Raw genomic sequence first — 21,857 nt, 5'->3', positions numbered from 1 at the left:
CATGATCGATGTACAAACCGCAAGGAGCACGACAATGCCACAGTCCCCGATGCCCTTCTTCTGGTACGAGCTGATGACCACCGATCTCGACGCCGCCGAGGCGTTTTACACCTCCGTGGTGGGCTGGCGGGGGCAGCCATTCGAAGGGGCCCCGGGCATGCCGCGCTATATCGTGATGAATGTCGGCGAGCGCGGCGTCGGCGGGCTGATGACGCTGCCCGAGGACGCGCGCAAGATGGGCATGCCGCCGGCCTGGATCGGTTATATCCTCACCAGGGATGTCGATGCCGCAACGGCCTCCCTCAAGAAGGCTGGTGGCGCGGTTCACCGCGAGCCCGACGACATTCCTGGCGTCGGCCGCTTTGCCGTCGTTGCCGATCCGCAAGGCGCGATGTTCAACTTCCTGCAGCCCAGCGGCCCCGACCAGCCGCCGCTACCGTTGGCGACACCCGGCAACATCGGCTGGCATGAGCTCTATACGTCAGACTGGAAGGCGGCGTCCGATTTCTATTCCAGCCAGTTCGGCTGGGAGAAGGGCGACGCCATGGATATGGGTCCGATGGGCGTCTACCAGCTCTTTGCCTTCGGCGGCGAGCCCGTTGGCGGTATGATGAACAAGCCCGAGCAGATCCCGGTCCCGGTCTGGCAGTTCTATTTCAACGTGCCCGGCATCGACGCGGCAGCCAAGCGTGTCACCGACAATGGCGGCAAGATCCTGATGGGTCCGATGGAGGTCCCCGGCGGCAGCTGGATCGTGCAGTGCACGGACCCGCAAGGCGCCCATTTCGCGCTAATGGCACCGGTGCGGTAGCAACGTCGCGTCGCGATTGGCGAAACCGGCAGCAAAAACCGATCTCCCCCCTCGAGGGGGGAGATGTCCGGCAGGACAGAGAGGGGCGCTGTCCCTCCAACCTTACGCTCTTTGAGAACTATTCCGGCGTCAGCACGGAAACTTTGAGATCGGGCTTCTTGGCGCCGCTGAGCTGGATGGTCGCCGGGCCGGCGGCTAGCTTGAAGCGCACGCTCTTGCGGATCCCCGGACAGGTTTTTATGCCACTGAAAGCCGCCGACTTCACCGCTTTACCGTCCTGAACGACATCGATCCAGGCCTCATCAGACAGGCTGATCTGGAGCTCTCCCTCCGGGGGCACGGCCACGCTCGCCGTCGCGCCGAATGTACCGGCTGCCGGCGCGCGTTCCGGCGGAACGGTGAAGCTGATCGTGCCGACCGGCGCCAACGCCACATCTGCAGCCTCGCCGACCGAAAGGTCAGCGCCGGACTGCGCGGCGGGCGCCGCCGCAAACAGGGCCTCCTCGCGCGTCACCGGCCATTTGAAAGCAGCACAGCCGGCGTCGTCGGCCATGGCGACGCTGGTGCCTGCAAGGATGGCGAATAGGCTGACGACGACTTTTCTCATGGCAAACGGAACCCACATGGTTTGGAGTGTCTGGATCTCAGTACAACTATAGCGGTTTAAATACAACCCTGGAGAGAAAAATATTGAAAGACGAGGAACATTTCCATCACTGATTGTTGATGGCGGGGCCATGCGAAGTGAATGGTCCCCTGCCGGGCGATAATCTATGGCCGGTTCGGGGGTAAAATGGAGTCTTAGATGAAGCTTTTCGACGGCCTTGCCAGATATCAGCCGCAGGCTCTGGCCGCATTGCGCATCATGACGGCACTGCAATTCATCGAACATGGTACGCAAAAGCTGTTCAATTTTCCCGCCGGCGACCATGCCGGTACATTGACCGGGCTGACGCTGACCGCTGGCCTCCTCGAATTCGTGCGCTTGGGCTCTTCGCCCGGCCGGTCGCCTTCCTCCTGGCTGGCGAGATGGCGATCGCCTATTTCATGGCGCACATGCCGCGCGACTTCTTCCCCATCAACAATGGCGGCGATTCGGCGATCTCGTTCTGCTTCATTTTCCTCTATCTGGTGTTTGCCGGTCCGGGTGCCCTGGCCCTCGACAACCGGCGCAACAGCTGAGGCGTCGGCGCGTCTTCACCCGCGCATCCGCTCGAAATTGGCGTCGAATAGCGGCGCCGATTGCATGCGCGCTGCATGACGTTTGCCCAGGACCTCGATCTCGAAACCGTCGGCCTCATCGGCGATCTCCTTCGGTACATAGCCCATGGCGACAGATTTCTTGGAATGATGTGCGTAGCCGCCCGACGTGACCCAACCGCGCACGGCACCGCCATGCCAGATTGGCTCGTCGCCGATGACGTCGGCATCGACAGTATCGACGACAAAGGCCCGCAGCCGCAGTCTGCCGCCTTGCTTGCGCTCGGCCAGCGCCGCCTGCTTGCCGATGAAATCGGCCTGCTTGCCGTAGGCGACGAAGCGGTCGAGCCCGGCTTCCAACGGCCCGTAGATCGGCCGGTATTCGCGCGCCCATGAGCCGTAATTCTTCTCAAGCCGCAGCGCATTGAGCGCGCGCGAGCCGAACAGGCCGATGCCGAATTCCTCCCCCGCGGCCATCAAGGCTTGCAATGCCGCACGCTGATATTCCGGAGCGACCCAGATTTCGTAGCCGAGATCGCCGGTGTAGCTGACGCGCCCGACCAGGCATGGCGCCATGCCGATGTCCATCCTGCTGATGGCCATGAACGGAAAGGCCGCATTCGACACGTCCGACCGTGTAACCTTTGCCAGCACGTCGCGCGCGCTCGGCCCGGCGATCGACAAGCCGGTGAGCTTTGCCCCGAGCGCCTCGATGCTGACAGAGCCGTCCTTCGGCAGATGCGCTTCGAACCAGCGCATGTGGTACTGCTCGGCGACGCCGGAGCCGGCCAGGAACCAATCGTTATTTTCAGAATTTGGACCGCCGAGATTGGCCAGCGTGAAATCGCCAATCAGCCTGCCGTCTTCCTTCAGCATCGGCGCCAGCGTCATGCGGCCGGGCCTTGGCAGCTTGCAGGCAAGCAGACGATCAAGCCAAGCCGCCGCCCCCTCGCCCGTCACCTTGTACTTGGCGAAGCTCGAAATCTCCGACAGGCCAACGCCTTCTCGAACGGTCTTGACCTCATTTGCGACATGCTCGAAATCGCTCGAGCGCCGCCAGGAGAATTCGTCCTTGACGCCTTCGGGCGCGTACCACAGCGGCACCTCCAGCCCATAGGCGACCCCCCATTGCGCGCCCTTGGCCGACAACAAATCGTAGACCGGCGTCGTCTTGAGCGGCCGTCCAGCCGACAGCTCCTCGTTCGGGAAGCGGATCGAAAACCGCCGCGAATAGTTTTCGCGCACCTTGGCGTTGGTATAGGCCATCGTCGCCCAGTCGCCGTAGCGCGACACATCCATCGCCCAGATATCGGCGCCGGGATCGCCTTCGATCATCCAGTTCGACAGCGCCAGCCCGACGCCGCCGCCCTGCGAGAACCCCGCCATGACACCACAGGCCACCCAGAACCCCGGCAGGCCGCGCACCGGCCCGATCAGCGGATTGCCGTCCGGCGCGAAGGTGAAGGGCCCGTTGATGATCTGCTTGATGCCGGTGTTCTGGAAGGCCGGGAAATGCCGGAAGCCGACCTCCAGCGACGGTGCGATGCGGTCGATGTCGGGTTCGAGCAGCTCGTGGCCGAAATTCCATGGCGTCTGGAACTCGGACCACGGCTTGTTGGCCTTTTCGTAGGTGCCCATCAGCATGCCGCCGCGCTCTTGGCGCAGATAGAGCTCGCCGTCGAAATCGACGGCATGGATGATCTCTGTGCCGGTCTTTTGGTTCCAGGCAGCGACTTCCGGCATGTCCTCGGTGATCAGGTACATGTGCTCCATCGCCAGCACCGGCAGCTCCAGCCCGACCATGCGGCCGACCTCGCGCGCCCACAGGCCGCCGGCGTTGACGACATGCTCGGCCACCACCTCACCCTTGTTGGTAATGACACGCCACAGGCCGTCGGCGCGCCGCACAATATCCTCGACCTTGGTGAAACGCTCGACCTCGGCACCAAGCTTCCTCGCCGCCTTGGCGTAGGCGTGGGTAACGCCGGACGGGTCGAGATGACCGTCCTCCTTGTTGCGAACGGCGCCGACGAACTGCTTGGGGTCGAGCAGCGGCATCAGCTCGGCCGCCTCATCAGGCGATATCTCCTCGAGCTCGATGCCGAGATAGCGGCCCTTGGCGACGACGCCGCGCAGCCAGTCGAGCCGCGCCTCGGTCGCCGCCAGCAAGACGCCGCCAGTCAGATGCACGCCGGTCGCCTGGCCGGACAGTTCCTCGATCTCCTTGTAGAGCGAGATTGTGTATTTCTGCAGCTTGGCGACATTGGGGTCGCCATTGATGGTGTGCATGCCGCCGGCCGCGTGCCAGGTCGAACCGGAGGTCAGCTCGTCGCGCTCCAGAAGCACGATGTCGGTCCAGCCGTGACGGGCCAGATGGAACAGCACGGAGCACCCGACGACGCCACCGCCGATGACCACGACCTTTGCATGCGATTTCATGGGATTCTCGTCATTTCAAAGAGTTGGTTGGGTTTCATGATTCTGTAGGAGAAGAGAATGAATCTGAACAAGAAGAGCAGCGCTTAAGGCTCGCTTTGCCCGATCGCTTCCTTGCGCTTGGCCACGTACGCCTCAAGCGCCTCGCGCCTGGAGATTTCCATCACCGGCTCGACATAGTCCTCCAGCGCCTTCTTCCACAGCCTCGTCGCCCGCGCCGTGGCATCGAGCCCGCCGGCCTCCTGCCAGGCCTCGAAATTCTGCCAGTTGGACAGCATCGGCTGGTAGAAGGCCGTGGCGTAGCGCTCCAGCGTGTGCGGCTCGCCGAAGAAGTGGCCGCCGGTCGGAACCGCACCCAGAGCCTCGACGGCAAGCTCGGCCTCGTTGACTTCGATCGGGCGCAAAAACTCCATCATGTGCTGGATCATCTCGACGTCGATGATGAACTTTTCGAACGACGCTGTCAGTCCGCCCTCCTGCCAGCCGGCGGCATGGTAGACGAGATTGCCGTGGCCGAGCACCGCGCCCCACAGCGCCATCAGCGTCTCATAGGCGCCTTGCGCGTCGGCGGCATTGGAAGCCGAGCCCGGTGTCGTGCGGTAAGGCAGCTTGTAGCGCCGCGCCAACTGTCCGGACGCTATATTCGCCTTGGTGTTTTCAGGCGTGCCAAAAGCCGGCGCTCCCGATTTCATATCGACATTGGAGGTGAAGGCGCCATACATCACCGGCGCGCCGGGGCGGACGAGCTGCGTCAGCACCACGCCGAACAGCGCCTCGGCATTCTGCTGGGCGAGCGCGCCGGCAAGCGTCACCGGGCTCATCGCCCCCATCAGCGTGAACGGCGTCACCGCGACGGACTGGCCGAATTCGGCCATCGTCATCAGCCCCTCGGCCATCATCTCGTCGAAGCGGCGCGGCGAGTTGACCGAAATGATCGTGGTGACGCCGGGATCGTCGCGCATCTCGTCAAGCGTCAGTCCGCGCGCGATTGCCATCATTTCGATGCCGTCGAGCGCCCTGCCGCGGCCGATGGCCGAGACGTGAAAGCTTTTGTCGGTTAGTGTCAGATTGGCGAAATAGGTGTCGAGGTGACGGGAATTCGCCGGCAGTTCCATCGGCGCGCAGACCTGGTTGCCGAGCATGTGGATGCAGTTGAAGTGCTGCGCCAGCCGGACGAGATCGGAATAATCGCGCAAATTGCCGGCACGGCGGCCGCGCTCCATGTCGTGCACATTCGGCGGCCCGGCGACGAGCGTGAAGTTGATTGTATTGCCGCCGAGGTGGACGGCATGGGCGGGATTGCGCGGCGTCAGCGTATAGCTGGACTGTGTCGTCCTCAGCGCTTCCTCGATCATGCCGCGATCGATGCGGACGTTCATCGAGGCATGATCGACCTTGGCCCCGGCCTTCTCGAACAGCGACAGCGCCCGCTGGCTCATCACCTCGATGCCGAAATTCTCCAGGATATGCATCGACGCCTGGTGGATCGCCTCGATCTGGTCGGCCGAGAGCATCGCCATCGGCGGATACGGATTTGTAACCCGCCTGAGCGGCAGTTGCGGGATGGCGGTCGGTCCCCTGTTGCTGGTTCGCTCGGCGCCGCGCTTGCGTCTTGGTTCGCTCATGCGGCGCATCAAAGCGCCGGCACGAAGATCGAGCTGTCAAGAATCCGCCACCTGCGGGCGTGATTTTAGCCAAGGCGCCATTGCGGGAATTTCACGTCGGTAAAAGCGACAACAAACGTCGGAATGTTCATACTTCCTCAGCGCCTGCCAAAGCGACCGACGAGCCGTTAAGAAACGCCGCAAGATTCCTTTTATGTTTTCGGCCTAATGCTCTTCCAATGCGTAGGTCGAGTTTTAGTAAAATTGTAGCGATTGCCGTGCCGCTGACACTTTCGGCCTGCGCGACGCCGCCGAACCACATCAACGATGTCTGTGCCGTTTTCGACCAGAATGACGGCTGGTTCGACAATTGGCAGGCGGCGGCACAACGCGCCGAGCAGAAATACGGTGTGCCGGTTCCCGTGCTGATGGCGACGGTGCGCAAGGAATCCGGCTTCAAGAGCAATGCCAGGCCGCCGCGCACCAAGCTGCTGGGTTTCATTCCCTGGAAACATATCTCCAGCGCCACCGGCTTCTCGCAGGCGCTCGACGGGACCTGGGCGCAATACCAGAACGAGACCGGCAGCTGGGCGGCGCGCCGCACCAGGTTTGCCGATGCCGTCGATTTTGTCGGCTGGTATCATTCCAAGACCGCCGACACACTCGGCGTCGCCCGCAACGACACCTACAATCTGTATCTCGCCTACTATCTCGGCTGGAACGCCTATAAGCGCGGCAATCGCGGCGACGCCGACGTGCAGCGCTATGCGCATGCCACCGAACAGATGGCGCAGGACTACGCCGCGCAGTTACGGCAATGCACGCCCTAGCGTATTAACGGCTCTCAGCCGCCCTTGGGTTTGCGCGGCTTGCGCGAGGCGTCCTCGGCCTGGCGGCCGTCGCCGACAATCGGCGGCATGATTGGTGCCACCGGGCTGCCGGCAGAGCTTGAGGTGCCGCCGGTCTCTGAAACCTCGTCGCGAACCTCGTGACTTCGGGCTTTGGCGACCGCTTCGGCATTCTCCGCTGCCTGACCCTCAGCATCGGCTTCAACGCTGCCAGTCTTTCCATGCGGGCGCTTGGGCGGATCTCCGGCAAAGCCTGGGCCAACACCGTGGTTTGCATCCTCGGGCACGCCCTCATTCGCGGCGTGCTCCTTGTCGAATTTGATCACCGGCTCCATTTTCGCCAGCACGTCGTCGGACAGCCAGCACAGGCTCATATGGCCGTCGCCGAGATTTTTGACTGGCGGCACCTTGGTTTCGCAAAGATTGTCCGGCACCAGTTTCTTGTAGCCGCAGCGCGTCTGGAACGGGCAGCCAGAGGGCGGGTTCATCGCCGACGGAATGTCGCCTTCGAGCACGATGTGCCTTTTCACCACGCTGGTATCGGCAATCGGAATCGCCGACAGCAGCGCCTCGGTGTAGGGGTGATAGGGCGGCGAAAAGATCTGGTCGGTCGTGCCTTGCTCGACGATATAGCCGAGATACATGACGACGACGCGGTCGGCGATGTAGCGCACCACCGACAGATCGTGGCTGATGAACAGCATCGTCGTCTTGTTCTTGCGCTGTATGTCCATCAAGAGCTCGGTCACCGCCGCCTGGACCGACACATCCAGCGCCGAGACCGGCTCGTCGGCCACCACCACCTTGGCGTCGCCGGCAAAGGCACGCGCCACGCCGATGCGCTGTTTCTGGCCACCTGAAAGCTGGCGCGGCTTGCGCGTCTCGAACGCCCTTGGCAGCTTCACCAGGTCGAGCAACTCCAGCATCCGCTTGCGGCGGTCGGCCACCGTGTTGCCGACATTGAACTTTTCCAGCGTACGGATGATCTGCGAACCGACCGAATGGCTAGGATTGAGTGTGTCGAACGGATTTTGAAACACCATCTGGATCGACGATACCGTGTCGACGGAACGCTTCTCGATCCCGGTCGACTGGATCTCCTTATTGCCGAGCTTCACGCGGCCAGAGCTTGCCGTTTCGAGGCCGAGCAGCACCTTGGCCAGGGTCGATTTTCCGCAGCCGGATTCGCCGACGATAGCGACGGTCTCGGATTCGCGCGCCATGAACGAGATCGTCTCGTTGGCCTTGACGACGCGGCCCTCGCTCGAGCCGAACACTTCGCTGCCGCCGACCTTGTAGTACTTCCGGAGGTCTTCGATCTGGAGCACCGGCGCACCGGGCACCACCCGCTCGTTGACCTTCTTGGCGCCGGGCGGCAGCGCCTCCCAGTCGATTTCGTTGAAGCGCACGCAGCGCGAGAAATGCCCGTCATGGCCGTCGACCGCGATCATCGGAATTTCGGCGGCGTTGCAGACGCCCTCGACGAAATGGTGGCAGCGCGGGCCGAAATTGCAGCCCTTCGGCCGCTCGTGCGGTAGCGGCAACTGACCCGGGATGGATATCAGCGGCCGCGAATTCTTGTCGGCGCCCGGCAACGGGATCGAGCGGAACAGGCCTTGCGTGTAGGGATGGCGCATCCGGTCGAAGACGTCCTTGATCTTGCCCGTCTCCACCGCTTCGCCCGAATACATCACCGTGATGCGGTCGCAGGTCTCCAGGATCAGGCCGAGATTGTGCGACACGAAGATCATCGAGGTGCCGAACTTCTCGCCCAGCCCCTTGACCAGGTCGACGATACCGGCCTCAACTGTCACGTCCAGAGCCGTCGTCGGCTCGTCGAGCAGAAGCAGCGCCGGTTTCGACAGCAGCGCCATGGCAATGACGATGCGCTGCTGCTGGCCGCCGGAAAGCTGGTGCGGGTAGGAACGCATCATGCGCTCGGGATCCGGCAACTTCACCGCGCGCACCATTTCCAAAGCGCGTTTATAAGCTTCGTCCTTCGACACCTTGTCGTGGATCAGCGGCACTTCCATCAGCTGCTGGCCGACCTTCATCGCCGGGTTCAGACTGGCCATTGGCTCCTGGTAGATCATGGCGATCTTGTTGCCGCGGATGGCGCGCAGTTCCTCGTCGGACAGTTCTCCCATGTCCTTGCCCTGGAACTTGATCTTTCCGCCGACGATCTTTCCGATGTTGGAGAGGTCACGCATGATGCCGAGCGACACGGTCGACTTGCCGCAGCCGGATTCGCCAACGATGCCCATCGCCTCGCCGGGCATGACCGTGCAGGAAAAATCCATGACGGCCGGGATCTCGCCCTTGCGGGTGAAGAAGGAGATCGACAGGTTCTCGATCTCGATGATCGGCCCATTGGTCGGCCCATTGGTCGGCTTGGCGGGATTTCGAACTGCCTCATTCATGGGTCGCTCCAATCCTTGTTCTTCAGGCATGTCGGGCCGAACCCGGCATCGATCTTTCCCGGTATCAATCTTTCATCGACTGTTCGCGCAACGAATCCGCCAGGAGGTTGAGGCCGAGCACGAACGACATCAATGCGATCGTCGGCGGCAGCGCCGGGTGGATGAACGAGCGCAGCAGCCGGCTGGCATCCTTGATCGCCGTGCCCCAGTCCGGGCTTTCCGGCGCCAGCCCCAGCCCGAAATAGCCGAGCGTGCCGAGCAGGATCGTAGTGTAGCCGATGCGCAGGCAGGCGTCGACGATCAGCGGCCCGCGCGCGTTGGGCAATATCTCCCACAGCATGATGTACCAGGGCGATTCACCGCGCGTCTGCGCCGCCGCAACATAGTCGCGCGTTTTGATATCCATGACCAGACCGCGCACGATGCGGAACACGCCCGGGCTGGAGGCGAACACCACCGCCACGAAGATGTTGAGCTGGTTGGGATCGATGTGGATGATCTTGAACGGATCGGCATCGAAGACAAGGCCGGCATAGATCCAGCCGCCAACGACCAACGTCAGGCCAAGCAGGATATAGAGGCGGTCGGGGCGGTTCTTGTAGCGCGTCCAGAACAGCACACTGAAGAAGATGATCGGAAACAGGAAGAACAGCCCTGCCATCGCGTAGGGGATCGGCGTGTCCATGATGCCCGGCGTCACCAGCAGGTAGAACAGCAGGATCACCGGGAAGGCCAGCACAAGGTTTGCGAGGAAGGACAGCACCGTATCGATCTTGCCGCCATAATAGCCGGCCGGAAGGCCGAGCGTAATGCCGACCATCAGTGCAAAACCGGTGGCCGCCGGCGCGATGATCAGCACGATCTGGCTGCCATAGACCATTCGGGAGAACACGTCACGGGCGAGCTTGTCGCCGCCGAAGAGATAGGCGAGCCCCGATTGCGGATCGATTGCCCCAGGCAGCGCGTCCTTCATGATCGGCACCTGGGCGAGCGGATCGAAGGGCGCGACCGTCGATGCGAAGATCGCCGTGAACAGCCAGAACAGGCAGATGCCGACGCCGACGATGCCGACGCCGCTGTCGAAAAGCTGGCCGTAAAGGCCAAGCTTCTTCTTGTAGCCGAAGCTCGCCCCCATCACCAGGGCGAGAGCGATCCAGACCGGCCAGAAGCGGGTAAGCACGCCGAGTACGACGTTGAAGGCGCTGAGATATTCGACCTGCATCCGCTGGTCTCCTATTGAACTCTGATGCGCGGATTGAGGAACGCGTAGCCGACATCGGAGATGAGCTGTGTGATCAGGACGATAAACACCGAGACCAGCGAGCAGCCGAGCAGAAGATCGATGTCGTTGTTGCCGGCGGCCTCGACCAGCGTGTAGCCGAACCCCTGGTAGCGGAACATCACCTCGACGATGACGACGCCGGTGAGCAGCCAGGGAAACTGCAGCATGATGACGGTGAACGGTGCGATCAGCGCGTTGCGCAGAGCGTGCTTTATCACCACGCTGCCGAAGGAGAGGCCCTTCAGCCGGGCGGTTCGGATATATTGCTGTGTCATCACCTCCACCATCGAGGCGCGGGTCATGCGGGCGATGTAGCCGATGCCGTAGATCGCCAGCGTCATCACCGGCAAGGTGAAATTGTAGAAGGTGATGCCCTGGCTGGCCGAGGCCGCCGAACCGTTCAGCACGCCGAGCCAGGAGGCGAAGATGACGGTGAAGATGACGCCCGAAACATATTCGGGCGTCGCCGTCGAGGCGATCGAAGCCACCGACAACGTGCGGTCGGTGCGGGAGCCCTCGCGCATGCCGGCAAGAATGCCGATCAGGAGCGAGACGGGCACCATAACCGCAAGCACGCAGAGCATCAGTATGCCGGTCGCGCTGAGCGCCGGAAAGAGCTTTGAGGCGACCGTCGTCTTGAACTTGGTCGAGCAGCCGAAATCGCCCTGCAGGATGCCGGAGAATGTCGGCACGACCGGATCGTTGCAGAAGGAGAAACGCTGTGCGGGCTTGCCGGTCGCCGGGTCGGTCACCGGCTGCTTGGGCATGACGCCCAGCCATTGGCCGTAGCGGATAAAGAAATTCTGCCGATAGCCATGGTTGACCAGCCAAGCTTCAAGCTGCTCGGCCGAGGTGTGCATTTCGGTCTGGCTGATCGCCAGCTTTTTCAGATTGGGCCCGAGATTGACCAGGAAGAAGACGATCATCGTCAGACACAGCATCGTCAATGCCATGGTGCCGAGACGCCTGATAACGAAAGAAAGCATGGCGGTCCCCTGCCGGTCGGGTTGGGGGTTGGAACCGGTTTGCAAGCCGTGCCCTGCCGCCAGCGGCAGAACAAGCCTTCAGACCAGTCCCAGATGCAACACCCTTTTTATTGCAGACCCCGACCGAAGAGTCCGCAACTTTTTGCTGCGCCGACTTCCGGTCCAAGGACCATGCAAAGAGCGACGGAAAGGGGCGAGACGCCCCTTTCCGGATCGTCCGGTCAGGCCTGGTCGAGCCAGACCTTGCCGTAGTCGCGCTCGAAGGTCGGGTGCATCTTGTAGTTCTGCACCGCCTTGACCGAATGGCTGTAGAGCTTGCGCCAATAAGGCTGGATGATAATGCCGGAATCCTGCAGGATCTGCTCGATATCCTTCATCATTTCCTTGCGCTTGGCTGCGTCGGCAACCGCGAGCGCAGCGTTGAGCTTGGCATCCCACTCCGGGTTCGACCAGGCCGTCTCGTTCCAGGCTTCACCTGTACGATAGCCGATCGCCAGAACCTGGACGCCGAGCGGCCGCATGTTCCAGTTGGTCATCGACAGCGGATACTTCGTCCAGTCGTTCCAGAAGGTCGAACCCGGCAGCACCGTACGCTTCACCTTGATGCCGGCGTCGCGCATCTGCGCGGCGATCGCATCGCCTGTGTTCTTGTGCCAGTCCTCGTCGACCGTGATCAGCTCGTGCTCGAAATCGGCTTGGCCGGCTTCCGCCATCAGCGCCTTTGCCTTGGCCGGGTCACGAGCAACCTTCGGCAACTCGTAGTATTCCGGATGGATCGGGGCGACATGGTGGTTTTCGGCAACCGTGCCGGCATTACCGTAGCCGAGCTGGAGGACGACAGCGTTGTCGACTGCGAGCTGCAGGGCGTTGCGAACCTTCTGGTCGCCGTAAGGCTTGTTGGTCACATTGGTGCGGCAGACGATCGTCGAGGCGGTGACAACCTCGGACTTCGCCAAGTCCATGCCGTCGAGGATCGACACATAGTCGGCCGAGGTTTCGAAATTGGTGTGCACTTCGCCAGCTTCGAAAGCGCTGACCATCGCCGCCGGATCGGTGCCGTAGTCGATGAACTCGATGCCGTCCAGGAACACCTCGCCATCCCACCACTTGTTGTCCTCACGACGCTTGTAGACCACTTTCTGGCCGACATCGTAGGAGACCAACTCGAACGGGCCGGTTCCGATCGGGCAGGCTTTGAAATCGCCGCCCTTCTCGTCGAAGGTCTTGTGGACGATAAGGCCGGGATAGTCGCACACGTTCGGAATGAGGGCGATATCCGGCTTGCTGAGCGTCAGCTTGATCGTGTGGTCATCGACCTTGGTCACCGCGCTCTCATCCAGCTTGTCGTCCTTGACCAGCGAACCGAGGCGACCGGGCATGGAATTGCCTTCGGCCTTCTTGTCGGCCCAACGCTTGAGGTTGAAGATGACGTCGTCTGCGGTGAACGGATCGCCGTTGTTCCAGGTGACGCCTTTGCGCACATGCAGCGTGTATTCGGTAGCGTCGTCATTCACGTCCCAGCTCTCCAGCAGATAGGGGCGGAATGTGTATTCGGTGGTATATTTGACCAGCGGCTCGAGCGCCTGACGCTCGGCATTGGCGATTTCCGACCAGTCGGACTTGCGCGGATCCTTCGGATCCTTGATCCATTGCGCGACCTTCAATACGCCGCCTTTCTTGCCCTGGACCTCTTCCGCCTTGGCCGGCGTCGGGTCTGCAAGGCCAAGCATGCCATAGGCCATCGCCGTCGACGCGCCGAAGACGCTGGCGAGAGCCAGAAATTCGCGACGATCCATCTTGCCTGCCTTGGCGTCTTCGGCCATGGCCAGGATGTGATCGGGAACGCGGTCGCCGTTACTCTTGTAGATCGTCATGAATAACTCCCATTGTTGGCTTTCTGCCTTTTAACATTCCGCATTCGCGCCATGATGTCAAAGACGGCACGGATTGGGAACATGCCAAGGAATGTGCAACTTTGAAAGCAGGGCGGTTCGCGCGATAACGACAGTCTTGGCGCAAATTTGCTACTGCGCCAGGGATTTCGTCCGAAATCTCAACGGGCGATTAAACTGGGACATTCGCGGCTGCGTCGCGCGTTCTTCGGACAAGCAACCGTTCTGCGCGAACGGCTGGTTTCAATATTCCCGTTCGTAGAAAACACCGCCTTTGGCTTCGCCGGCGTCGGTTGCCTCGCCACGCAGCTTGACGCCGCGCCCCACGTCGAGATCGACGGTTGCCTTGCCCGAGCCTGGCCTGTCGCCCTTCTGGATCGTCACATAGGTGCGGTCGTTGAGATACTTGCCCGCCGAGACGGCGGTGCCGCCCTGTTCGTCGGTGATTACGTCGAGATCGTCGACGCCGATCGCGCTGCGCAGGTTCTGCAGCAGGGAGGTCGAGCCGCCAACGCCGGCCAATTGTCCGGCAGCCTCGGCAAGCTGCGCGATCTGCAGCGGCGACAGGTTCGACATCGAACGGCCGAAGATCAGCTGCGCCAGCACCTCGTCCTCCGGCAGCGCCGGTACCGAGGAGAAGGTGAATTTCGGGTTGGTCGCCTCGCCCGACACCACGATGGTCACGGTGGCGCTGGTCGTCTTCGATTGCGCCGTGAGGTTGAGGTAGGGCACCAGAGAGCCGGAAAAGCCGACCGTGCCTTCCGTGAAGGTCAGCCGCTTGGCAAGGATCGTCAGCCGTCCGCGCCGCAACGTGAAGGTGCCGACCGCCTGGGGTGACGATGCCGGGCCGGTCAGCCGCAGCGAACCGCCGAGCTCGGCGTCGAGGCCCCTGCCCTGGATGAAGATCTGGCTCGGCGCATTGACCGTGACGTCGAGGTTGAGGCCGCTGCCGCCGCCACCGCTGCTTGCAGCGGCAGGGCGCAACGCCTTGTCCTGCGCACGCACGGCGGCAGGCGCATTCTTGTGCTTGACGTTGAGCTCGGCCAGCGAACCGGGCAGCTTTTCGGGTACAGTGATGACGGTCTTGGCCAGGTTGACGGTACCGGAAATCACCGGCGCGGAGGTGAGCGGTCCCTTGACGGTCAGGTCGCCGCCAAGATTGGCGGTGACCACCTTGCCGTCGGTATAGCGGCCGTCAACGAGCTTGACCGACAGATCGGCCGGAAAACCCTTAGCCGGATCGATGCCGACGGTGCCGCTTGCCGAAAGGCTGCCGCGCGTCGACAGCGTGCCGGTCAGGCGATTGATCCTTGCCACGCCGCCACCGATGGCGACATCGGCAGTGATGTCGTTGATCGCAAGCCCCGAGCGCGCGTCGAGCAGTCGGGCGCCTGACGTGCGAACCGTGCCTGAGATCACCGGCGACGTCGCCGGGCCGCGCACCTGCACATCGACGTCGGCCGTGCCGCTCAGAGACAGGCCTTGTGCGGCGAGGGTCCTGGTGAGGAAGGCGAACGGCACCTTGCCGGAAAAGTTGAGATCAAGGGTGGGCGCGCCTGATGTCGTCATCGTGCCGCCGCCCTTGAGGCCGAGGCCAGCGGCATCGCTCATGTTGGCGTCGAACGTCAGTCTGTTACCCGAATATGTACCTGAGGATGAAACACCCATGCCGCCGAAACCTGCACCACGGGTCTGCGAGGTCTGAACGCCTGCGGCCTCGATCTTGAAGGCAACGGCCGGATTGGCCGGCGCGCCCGTCACCTTCACAGTGCCCGAGATGGAACCGGCGGCATCGAGGCCCGGCGAAAAACTGTTGGCTATCGAGATCGGTACGCGCGCCAGCGTCGCGTTGAGGTCGAGCGCTTGCCCAGCCTTGCCCATGACCGTCGCCGTGCCGCCGCCGAGATTGAGCACCAGCCTGTCGAGGCTGGTCACTCCATTGGCGATGTTGATGGTCGAGGCCTGGGCGATGGCCGCCTTGATGCCGCGGATGGTCGCCTCCCCGGTGGCAAGTTCGACCGTCGTCGTGCCCTTGACCGCCTTGACCCGGCCGGCGGCCTTCAGGGGAATATCCTTGACGGAGGCGCCACCGGAGAAGCCGGTCCATTCGCCGTCGCGCTTGAGATCGACGTCGACGCCCCGAATAACCGTGCCGCCGGAGGTCACGTTGTCGGCACGGATTTTGCCCGAGATCACCGGTGCCGCCAGATAGTTGGCGATCAGCGCATCGATCGTCACGGCCTTGGCCGAGACATCGCCGCGCGAGATCGAGCCGGTCGTCGCCTTGACGGCGACTTGCGGCACGGTGCCCGCCTTGGAGAAGGCGATCGTGCCGCGCACATCGCCATTGGCCTTTTCCAGTGCCAGGGCCGCAAGCGGACCGATATCGGGCAGGTCGAGCGCCACGGTGCCGGCCGGTACGAAGGCATCGTCGAGCGCCAGGTCGCCGGAGATACGGTTCTTGCCGAGCGACAGCAAAAGCCCGTTGATGGCGCGTTTGCCGTCCGATGTCGCCAGCACGGCACTGCCCTGCAGCGGTTGGCCCCCGATATTTCCGATGAGTTGCACATTCGCAGCCGGGTTGGCGGCATCAGCCTTGCCGGTGGCAGTGAGCTTCAAGCCAGTGATCTCGCGCGCCGCGACCGAAAGCCTGTCGCTGTTGACAGTCAGCGACAGATCCGGCGCGGTGCTGGCGCCTTGCGCATTCAGCGCGAAAGAAATGGCGCCTTTGGCGTCCTTGGATAGCAGCGAGACGTCGCCTAGCGCGCCTTTGACGTCGGCGTTGAGCTTGTTGTCGGCAAGGCTCGCCTGCCCGTCTGCCGTCAGCGAACCGGACGACAGCCTGACGGCGTTGGCGGTGACATTGCCGTTGGCGTCCCGCTTCAGCGCGGCACTGAATTGCGTTCGCTCGGCGAGCACGCCACGCACCGCCACCGGCAGCGCCCCCGACGCGGCATCCGCCCTGATATTGAGGTCGATGTCACCGTCGGCCAGCGAGACCCGCCCGTTGAAGCCGCTGTTCAACGCGTCGCTGATCACAGTGCCGCTATCGATGATGACAGCGTCGGCGGCAAGGCTGCCGGCCAGTTTGGCAGTGACCTTGCCGGCGATCAGCGGCGCGATGGTCGGATTGTCGAGGCCGATTTTTTCGGCAGTCACGGTGCCGGAGATCGGCCCGCTCCGGGCTTTCACGTCGAAGCGATCGGAGTGCAGCGCAAGCGTGATGCCCTCGACCTTAGCGAGATTGGTGGCGGCCGATGGCAGCGTTGCGGAAATGTCGAGCTTCGGCTGGGTGCCCTGCCCGGCCGCCGTTAGCGATATCGCCTGCAGCTCAAGCTTGATCGGGCTCGCCTTGCTGCCGAGCGACAGCGGCAGGTTCGGGCCGGTCGAGGTGAGATCGAGCGAGAAATCGCTGGCGCCGTTCGGATTGATGGTGCCGGCTGCCTTGCCGGAGATTTTCTCGCCGGCAAGCGTCGCCTGCTCGATGGCCAGGCCGCTGACCGACGAGAAACGGCCTGCCGCATCGAGATCGAGCGGCCCGAGCCCAGCCTGCCGGGTCTGGCTGGTTTCGGCGCCGCTGAGCCGGGCGTTGAAGCGGATGTCGGGGGCAGCCGACGATCCCGTGACCTGCGCGGTGCCGCTGAGCGCGCCCACGGCATCGAGACCCGGTGAAAAATCATTGGCAAGCGCTGCCGGCACCGCCGACAAGGTGGCAGCGAGATCGAGCGCCTGGCCAGCCGTACCCGACACGGCAACCGAACCACCGCCGACACCGAGCGCCAGTTTCTCTATGCTCACCATGCCATTGGCGATTGTCAGCGCCGATGGCTGCGCGACCGCTGCCTTGATGCCGCGGATGGTCGCCTCGCCCGAGGCAAGCTCGATGCTGGTGATCCCGTTGGCGATCCTGATCCGTCCGACCGCATTTGCCGGAATGCCGGCGACTGTTGCGCCGCCGCCAAAGCCGGTCCAGTCGCCATCGCGCTTCAGGTCGACATCGATGCCGCTGATCACCGTGGTTCCGGAGGTGATCGTGTCGGCCTTGATCTTGCCGGAGATTGCCGGGGCTTTGAGATAATTGGCGACCAGCGCGTTGACGGCGATTGTCTTCGCCGCCAGTTCGCCGCGCGAGATCGCGGTGCTCGTCGCATCGATCGCGACCGTCGGCGCTCCGTTGTCGTTCGCAAAGCGGATGGTGCCGCGCACGTCGCCGGCTACCGACTGGTCTGCGAGTGTGGCCAGCGGAGCAATATCGGCGGCATCGAGGGTCAACGTGCCGAGCGGCAACAGGTTGTCGTCGAGCCCGAGGTCGCCGGAGACCTTGTTGTCGGCCAGTGAGACGGCAAGTCCATTGATGGAGCGCTTGCCGTCGGTGGTGACCAGCGATGCCTTGAGGTCCAGCGGCTGGTCGTCGACCGAGCCGGTCAGCGAGACATCGGCGGCGGGACTGGCGATATCGGCTTTGCCGCTCGCGCTCAGCTTGATCTGCTTCACCGCATGGCCGGACGCCGTCAGGCTGTCGCTGTTGGCCGAAACCGAGAAATCCGGTGCGCTGCGCGCGCCGCTTGCGGTCAGCGCGAAACCGACGGCGCCGCCGACCTTGGCGCCGACCAGCGGCGACAGCACCGACACGTCGCCCAGCGTGCCCTTGATATCGGCCCGGATATCGGTGCCTTGCGCACTGGCGGTGCCGCTGGCGCTAAGCGTGCCTGAGGTGAGTTGCAATGCGTTCGCGGCGAACGCACCGTCCGGGTCGCGTGTCGCGGTTGCGGAAAACTGCACCCGCTGGCCGAGAACCGAGCTGATCTGCGGCGGTAGCGCCGTCGAAGCCGCGTCGGCATTCATCTTGAGCGTCATCGACAGATCGGCAAGCGCCACTGTGGCCGTTACGGACGCATTGAGCGCGTCGCTGCGTAGCGTGCCTTCGTCGACGACAATCTGTTCCTTGCTGACCGAGCCGGCGAGACCGGCGCTGACCCTGCCCGTTACCAGCGGCGCCAAAGTCGCGACGTCGGTGTTCAGGCCGGCCGCCGTCAGCTTGATGGTGACGGGCCCGCTACGGTTCTGGATGTCGAAACCATCGGAATGCACTTGCCCGATCAGGTCGTCCACCCGCGTGCCGCCCGCCACCACCGAGACCAGCGACGCGCCGATGTCCACCATCGGCGCCTTGCCATCGCCGAAAGCGCGGGCCGTGGCATCCTTGATCGCCACGGTTATCGGCTGTGCCTCGCTGCCGAGGCTGAGCACGATCGGCGGCCCTTTCGCCGCGAGTTTCACAGAAAGATCGCTGGCGCCGTTCGGATCGACAATGCCGGCGGCGGTAGCGTGCATGGCGCCGCTGTCGATATTGGCGCGCTCGACATCGACGCCGCCGGCCGCGGTCGCTGTGCCGGCGAGGTCGAAGCTGGTCTTGCCGGCAAACAGCGGTTTCAGAGTTTCGGGCAGGAAGCGCTCGAATTCGCCATCGCCATTGGCCTCGACATAATGACCCTTGTCGGTGAGCTGATGGCGACCGGTAAGCTGGGTGACGATCCGGCCGTCGACAACGAAGGTCCCGATGCCATTCCAGTTGGCGAGCGGTCCGGTGCCGGAAACGACAATGTTGACCGGCGGCGCGCCCGGCAGGTTGAGCAGGTTGGCGATGATGCCGCCGGCCGGCTCGGATGCTTTAAGGTCGAGGTCGAGCTTGTTGTCGGCCGGCGCGAAATGGGCTTTGGCGTCGACCGTGCCTTGCTTGCCGTCGTGGCGAACGATGTTGAGGTTGGTCTCGATCGCCAATGGCGAGGCATCCGCCTTGAGCGCTCCCTTGGCTGTAAGTTCGGCGACCCCGCTGCCGGCCAGAGCCTGCCCGAGCGCGATTTCGGGAAGGTCGAGCTGCTTGACGTCGATGGAAACCGGCAGCGTCGTCGCTCCGCTTTGGCTCGGCTGTGTGCTGGCCACCGGCAGCCTTGCCAACTCGATACGCTCGGCGCCAATGCGATCGGCGCTGAAGCTCTTCGACAGAAGTGCCAGCGGCGACCAGTCGACAGCCACCTTGCGCGCCACCATCCAGGCGCCTTCGCGATCCTCCAGAACGACATGATCGACCCTGAGCGCGCCCGACCAGATGCCGTCGATGCCGACGACAGTGACCTTGCGATCACCGGTCGAGGCCATAGTCGAGATGATGCCGGCAAGGTTTTCGCGGCCGCCCTCGGTTTTGGTCAGCACGACGAGCGCCCCCACCGCCGCTGCCACGATGATGAGCAGCGTGTAGAAAAGGATACGGAGGATGCGCCTGAATATTGCCATCAGAATGCCTGGCCGATGCCGGCATAAATGCCGAAATGAGGATCGTCGGGGCCGCGGTTGAGCGGCACTGCCGCGTCGATGCGCAGCGGCCCGAACGCCGTCAGATAGCGCAAGCCTACACCCGCGCCGACCTTCATGTCCGAAAAATCGGGGACCTGCCTGGTCGACACCGTGCCGGCATCGACGAACGGCACGAGGCCGATCTTGTCGGTGACCGCGATGCGCATCTCGACCGAGGTCTCGAAGAAGGAAAGCCCGCCGATCGGCTCGCCGTTGCTGTCCTTCGGGCCGATGCCTTGATAGGCATAGCCGCGCACCGAGCCACCGCCGCCGGAGTAGAAGCGGCGGTCGGCCGGAACATCTTGAAGACCGGCGCCGATGATCGAGCCGATGGCGACACGTTCGGCGAAAACGAATTTCGAGGCCGAATCGAGCGACTGGTAGGCCGACCCCTCGCCCTTCAGCTTGACAAAGGCAGCCCCGCTCAAAATGTCGTAGCTCGGCTCGGCATAGGCCAGCACCCTGAAGCCCCGGGTCGGATTGAGCTTGTTGTCGCGATTGTCGTAGACATATTGCAGTGGAATGCTGGCGATCAGATACGTGTGCTTGCCGAAAGCGTCGTGGATTCTCGAATAATCAAGCGCGACTTGCGCGGAAACCGTCTGCTTCTTGTCGAGTTCGTAGGATAGGCCGGTGCTGCCCTTGACCGAGAAATGGTCGTAGGCGTCGGGGTGCTCCAGCACGGTATTGACGCTGGCAATGAATTTCGACGCCGGCCCTACCACGCCCGGCTTTTCGAACATGACGCCGGCATTGTAATTGAGCTGGGTCAAGTCGTTGCTGCCGATGCCGCTGATCTTGCCGTCGATGCGCAGCTTTTCGGCGCGGCCAAACAGATTGCGGTGCCCCCAATAGCCTTCGAGGCCCAGCCCTTCGGTATTTGAGAAGCTGCCGCCAATGCCGAAATAGCGCGGCTTGCGTTCGCTTACCTGGACACCGATCGGGATGTTGCCCTCGGCGTCGAGGGCGTCGGCTTCCTTCACCGTCACGCTGTTGAAGACCTCGAGCCCGAGCAGCCGGTCGCGTGCATCGTCGATCTCATCGGGCGAATATTGGCGGCCGCGCTTCAGGCCGGTCATATATTCGGTGAAGTCGCGGTCGACCTTTTCTGCGCCCTCGACAGTGGTGTCGCCATAGCCGGCGACCGGGCCGGCCGCGACGGTAAGCGTCACGTCGAGCGTCGAACCGGCGTGCTCGGCGACGATCTCGCGGCCCGTCACCTTGGCCAGCGGCCTGCCTTCTTGCTTGAGTGCCCGCACGATCGCCGCCTCGGCTTTGAGCACGGCGCCCGAACTGGCGTCACCGCCGGCGATCAGACCGAAATCGGCACTTGCCAGCCCCGCTGCATCGCCTTTCAGCCTGATGTTGCCAAGCGTGAATTTCGGCCCGGCTGCTATGCTTATCACCACCGGAATCGGCTGCGGGCCGGAAAACTCGGCATCGGGCGGCAGATCGTCGAGCGGCTTGCCCTGAATCGTGATGGTGACGACACCCTCGTAGCGGGCGTCCGCGTAGAGCGCGGCAACAAGTTGCTCACGGTCGCTGCGCGCCTTGGCCAAAAGACCCAGCGAACCTGATACCGGGTGTTCCTCGTCGGCTTTCAGCGCCGAGGCGTTTTCGAGCTTCTCGGCGAGATCCTTGTCGGCGTCCGGCGCCTCGATCGTCACCGCATAGCGCAGCGGGTCGACGATGTCGGCATCTTCGTCTTTGGATCCCCACAGTTTGATGCCGAAAATCTCGAAGGCGGCAGCGCTTCCGGTTTCGGCAACAAGTGCCGTCGAGCACAACAATGCGAAAAGCAGGGCGCGCGAAAGCGCGCGCCGTGGCGCGGTTCCTCCCGACATCTGCCTTTCATACGCCGGCATTACGCTCCTAGCCTAGTTCGCAAACCTAAAATTGGAATGAAGTTCTGAAGCACTCGTAAAGGGGCCACAATCCAATTGCTGAAATAGACAGGGCTTGGAACTCACACCTTCTGCGTCGCCGCAAGAAAGCGTGATCCCCTGTCCTATGGAGCTACTACC

11 protein-coding genes and 1 pseudogene are annotated in these 21,857 nt (G+C 63.1%); 3 read left to right on the top strand and 9 right to left on the bottom strand.

From position 1 onward, the window contains the following. The first annotated feature begins 34 nt into the window (after positions 1-34). Positions 35-811, top strand: coding sequence for a VOC family protein (locus tag NKH13_RS13220; RefSeq protein WP_352912720.1), 777 nt, complete (start codon positions 35-37; stop codon positions 809-811). A gap of 118 nt (positions 812-929) precedes the next feature. Here the strand turns inward: NKH13_RS13220 and NKH13_RS13215 are convergent, their stop codons facing one another. After that, positions 930-1,436 carry a hypothetical protein gene (locus NKH13_RS13215; RefSeq protein WP_352491127.1) on the bottom strand — a complete coding sequence of 169 codons (507 nt, stop codon included), beginning with the start codon at positions 1,434-1,436 and terminating at the stop codon, positions 930-932. 180 nt (positions 1,437-1,616) lie between these two features. On the opposite strand from NKH13_RS13215, the pseudogene NKH13_RS13210 reads away from it, so the two are divergent. Then, a pseudogene (locus NKH13_RS13210) lies at positions 1,617-1,993 on the top strand (DoxX family protein). A 15-nt stretch (positions 1,994-2,008) separates the two neighbouring features. On the opposite strand, the gene NKH13_RS13205 reads toward NKH13_RS13210, so the two are convergent. Together NKH13_RS13205 and NKH13_RS13200 are read right to left on the bottom strand one after the other, a co-directional pair. Next, positions 2,009-4,450: a GcvT family protein gene (locus NKH13_RS13205; protein ID WP_352912719.1), complete on the bottom strand. Its 2,442-nt coding sequence runs from the start codon at positions 4,448-4,450 to the stop codon at positions 2,009-2,011. An 83-nt stretch (positions 4,451-4,533) separates the two neighbouring features. Continuing rightward, positions 4,534-6,072: a trimethylamine methyltransferase family protein gene (locus NKH13_RS13200; RefSeq protein ID WP_352912718.1), complete on the bottom strand. Its 1,539-nt coding sequence runs from the start codon at positions 6,070-6,072 to the stop codon at positions 4,534-4,536. A gap of 218 nt (positions 6,073-6,290) precedes the next feature. On the opposite strand from NKH13_RS13200, the gene NKH13_RS13195 reads away from it, so the two are divergent. After that, entirely contained in the window at positions 6,291-6,881 is a 591-nt protein-coding gene (locus tag NKH13_RS13195) for a transglycosylase SLT domain-containing protein (RefSeq protein WP_352912717.1), read from the top strand. A 14-nt stretch (positions 6,882-6,895) separates the two neighbouring features. On the opposite strand, the gene NKH13_RS13190 is transcribed toward NKH13_RS13195, so the two are convergent. The 6 genes from NKH13_RS13190 to NKH13_RS13165 all read right to left on the bottom strand — a co-directional run bounded on the left by NKH13_RS13190 (position 6,896) and on the right by NKH13_RS13165 (position 21,698). Further along, positions 6,896-9,319 carry a dipeptide ABC transporter ATP-binding protein gene (locus NKH13_RS13190; protein ID WP_352716910.1) on the bottom strand — a complete coding sequence of 808 codons (2,424 nt, stop codon included), beginning with the start codon at positions 9,317-9,319 and terminating at the stop codon, positions 6,896-6,898. A 64-nt stretch (positions 9,320-9,383) separates the two neighbouring features. Beyond that, entirely contained in the window at positions 9,384-10,541 is a 1,158-nt protein-coding gene (locus NKH13_RS13185; RefSeq protein ID WP_292663612.1) for an ABC transporter permease, read from the bottom strand. An 11-nt stretch (positions 10,542-10,552) separates the two neighbouring features. Further along, entirely contained in the window at positions 10,553-11,587 is a 1,035-nt protein-coding gene (locus tag NKH13_RS13180; protein WP_292663614.1) for an ABC transporter permease, read from the bottom strand. A gap of 221 nt (positions 11,588-11,808) precedes the next feature. Next, the gene (locus NKH13_RS13175; protein WP_352716912.1) at positions 11,809-13,461 is read right to left on the bottom strand and encodes an ABC transporter substrate-binding protein; all 1,653 of its coding nucleotides are present in this window, start codon (positions 13,459-13,461) and stop codon (positions 11,809-11,811) included. Positions 13,462-13,722: 261 nt separating this feature from the next. Continuing rightward, complete coding sequence (locus tag NKH13_RS13170) at positions 13,723-19,773, bottom strand: translocation/assembly module TamB domain-containing protein (protein ID WP_352912716.1); 6,051 nt, start codon at positions 19,771-19,773, stop codon at positions 13,723-13,725. After that, entirely contained in the window at positions 19,773-21,698 is a 1,926-nt protein-coding gene (locus tag NKH13_RS13165; RefSeq protein WP_352912715.1) for an autotransporter assembly complex protein TamA, read from the bottom strand. The genes NKH13_RS13170 and NKH13_RS13165 overlap by 1 nt, the downstream gene beginning before the upstream one ends. Between the last annotated feature and the right edge of the window lie 159 nt (positions 21,699-21,857).

This window comes from Mesorhizobium sp. M1348 (assembly GCF_040317925.1).
Lineage (GTDB): Bacteria > Pseudomonadota > Alphaproteobacteria > Rhizobiales > Rhizobiaceae > Mesorhizobium.
This window is presented reverse-complemented; position numbering and strand designations above follow the sequence as displayed.

Excerpts from the sequence above, each read along its gene's own strand:
- NKH13_RS13200 (WP_352912718.1), bottom strand. The coding sequence starts at position 6,072 with ATGAGCGAACCAAGACGCAAGCGCGGCGCCGAGCGAACCAGCAACAGG.
- NKH13_RS13175 (WP_352716912.1), bottom strand. The coding sequence starts at position 13,461 with ATGACGATCTACAAGAGTAACGGCGACCGCGTTCCCGATCACATCCTG.
- NKH13_RS13180 (WP_292663614.1), bottom strand. The coding sequence starts at position 11,587 with ATGCTTTCTTTCGTTATCAGGCGTCTCGGCACCATGGCATTGACGATG.
- NKH13_RS13170 (WP_352912716.1), bottom strand. The coding sequence starts at position 19,773 with ATGGCAATATTCAGGCGCATCCTCCGTATCCTTTTCTACACGCTGCTC.
- NKH13_RS13205 (WP_352912719.1), bottom strand. The coding sequence starts at position 4,450 with ATGAAATCGCATGCAAAGGTCGTGGTCATCGGCGGTGGCGTCGTCGGG.
- NKH13_RS13165 (WP_352912715.1), bottom strand. The coding sequence starts at position 21,698 with ATGCCGGCGTATGAAAGGCAGATGTCGGGAGGAACCGCGCCACGGCGC.
- NKH13_RS13190 (WP_352716910.1), bottom strand. The coding sequence starts at position 9,319 with ATGAATGAGGCAGTTCGAAATCCCGCCAAGCCGACCAATGGGCCGACC.
- NKH13_RS13220 (WP_352912720.1), top strand. The coding sequence starts at position 35 with ATGCCACAGTCCCCGATGCCCTTCTTCTGGTACGAGCTGATGACCACC.
- NKH13_RS13185 (WP_292663612.1), bottom strand. The coding sequence starts at position 10,541 with ATGCAGGTCGAATATCTCAGCGCCTTCAACGTCGTACTCGGCGTGCTT.
- NKH13_RS13215 (WP_352491127.1), bottom strand. The coding sequence starts at position 1,436 with ATGTGGGTTCCGTTTGCCATGAGAAAAGTCGTCGTCAGCCTATTCGCC.
- NKH13_RS13195 (WP_352912717.1), top strand. The coding sequence starts at position 6,291 with ATGCGTAGGTCGAGTTTTAGTAAAATTGTAGCGATTGCCGTGCCGCTG.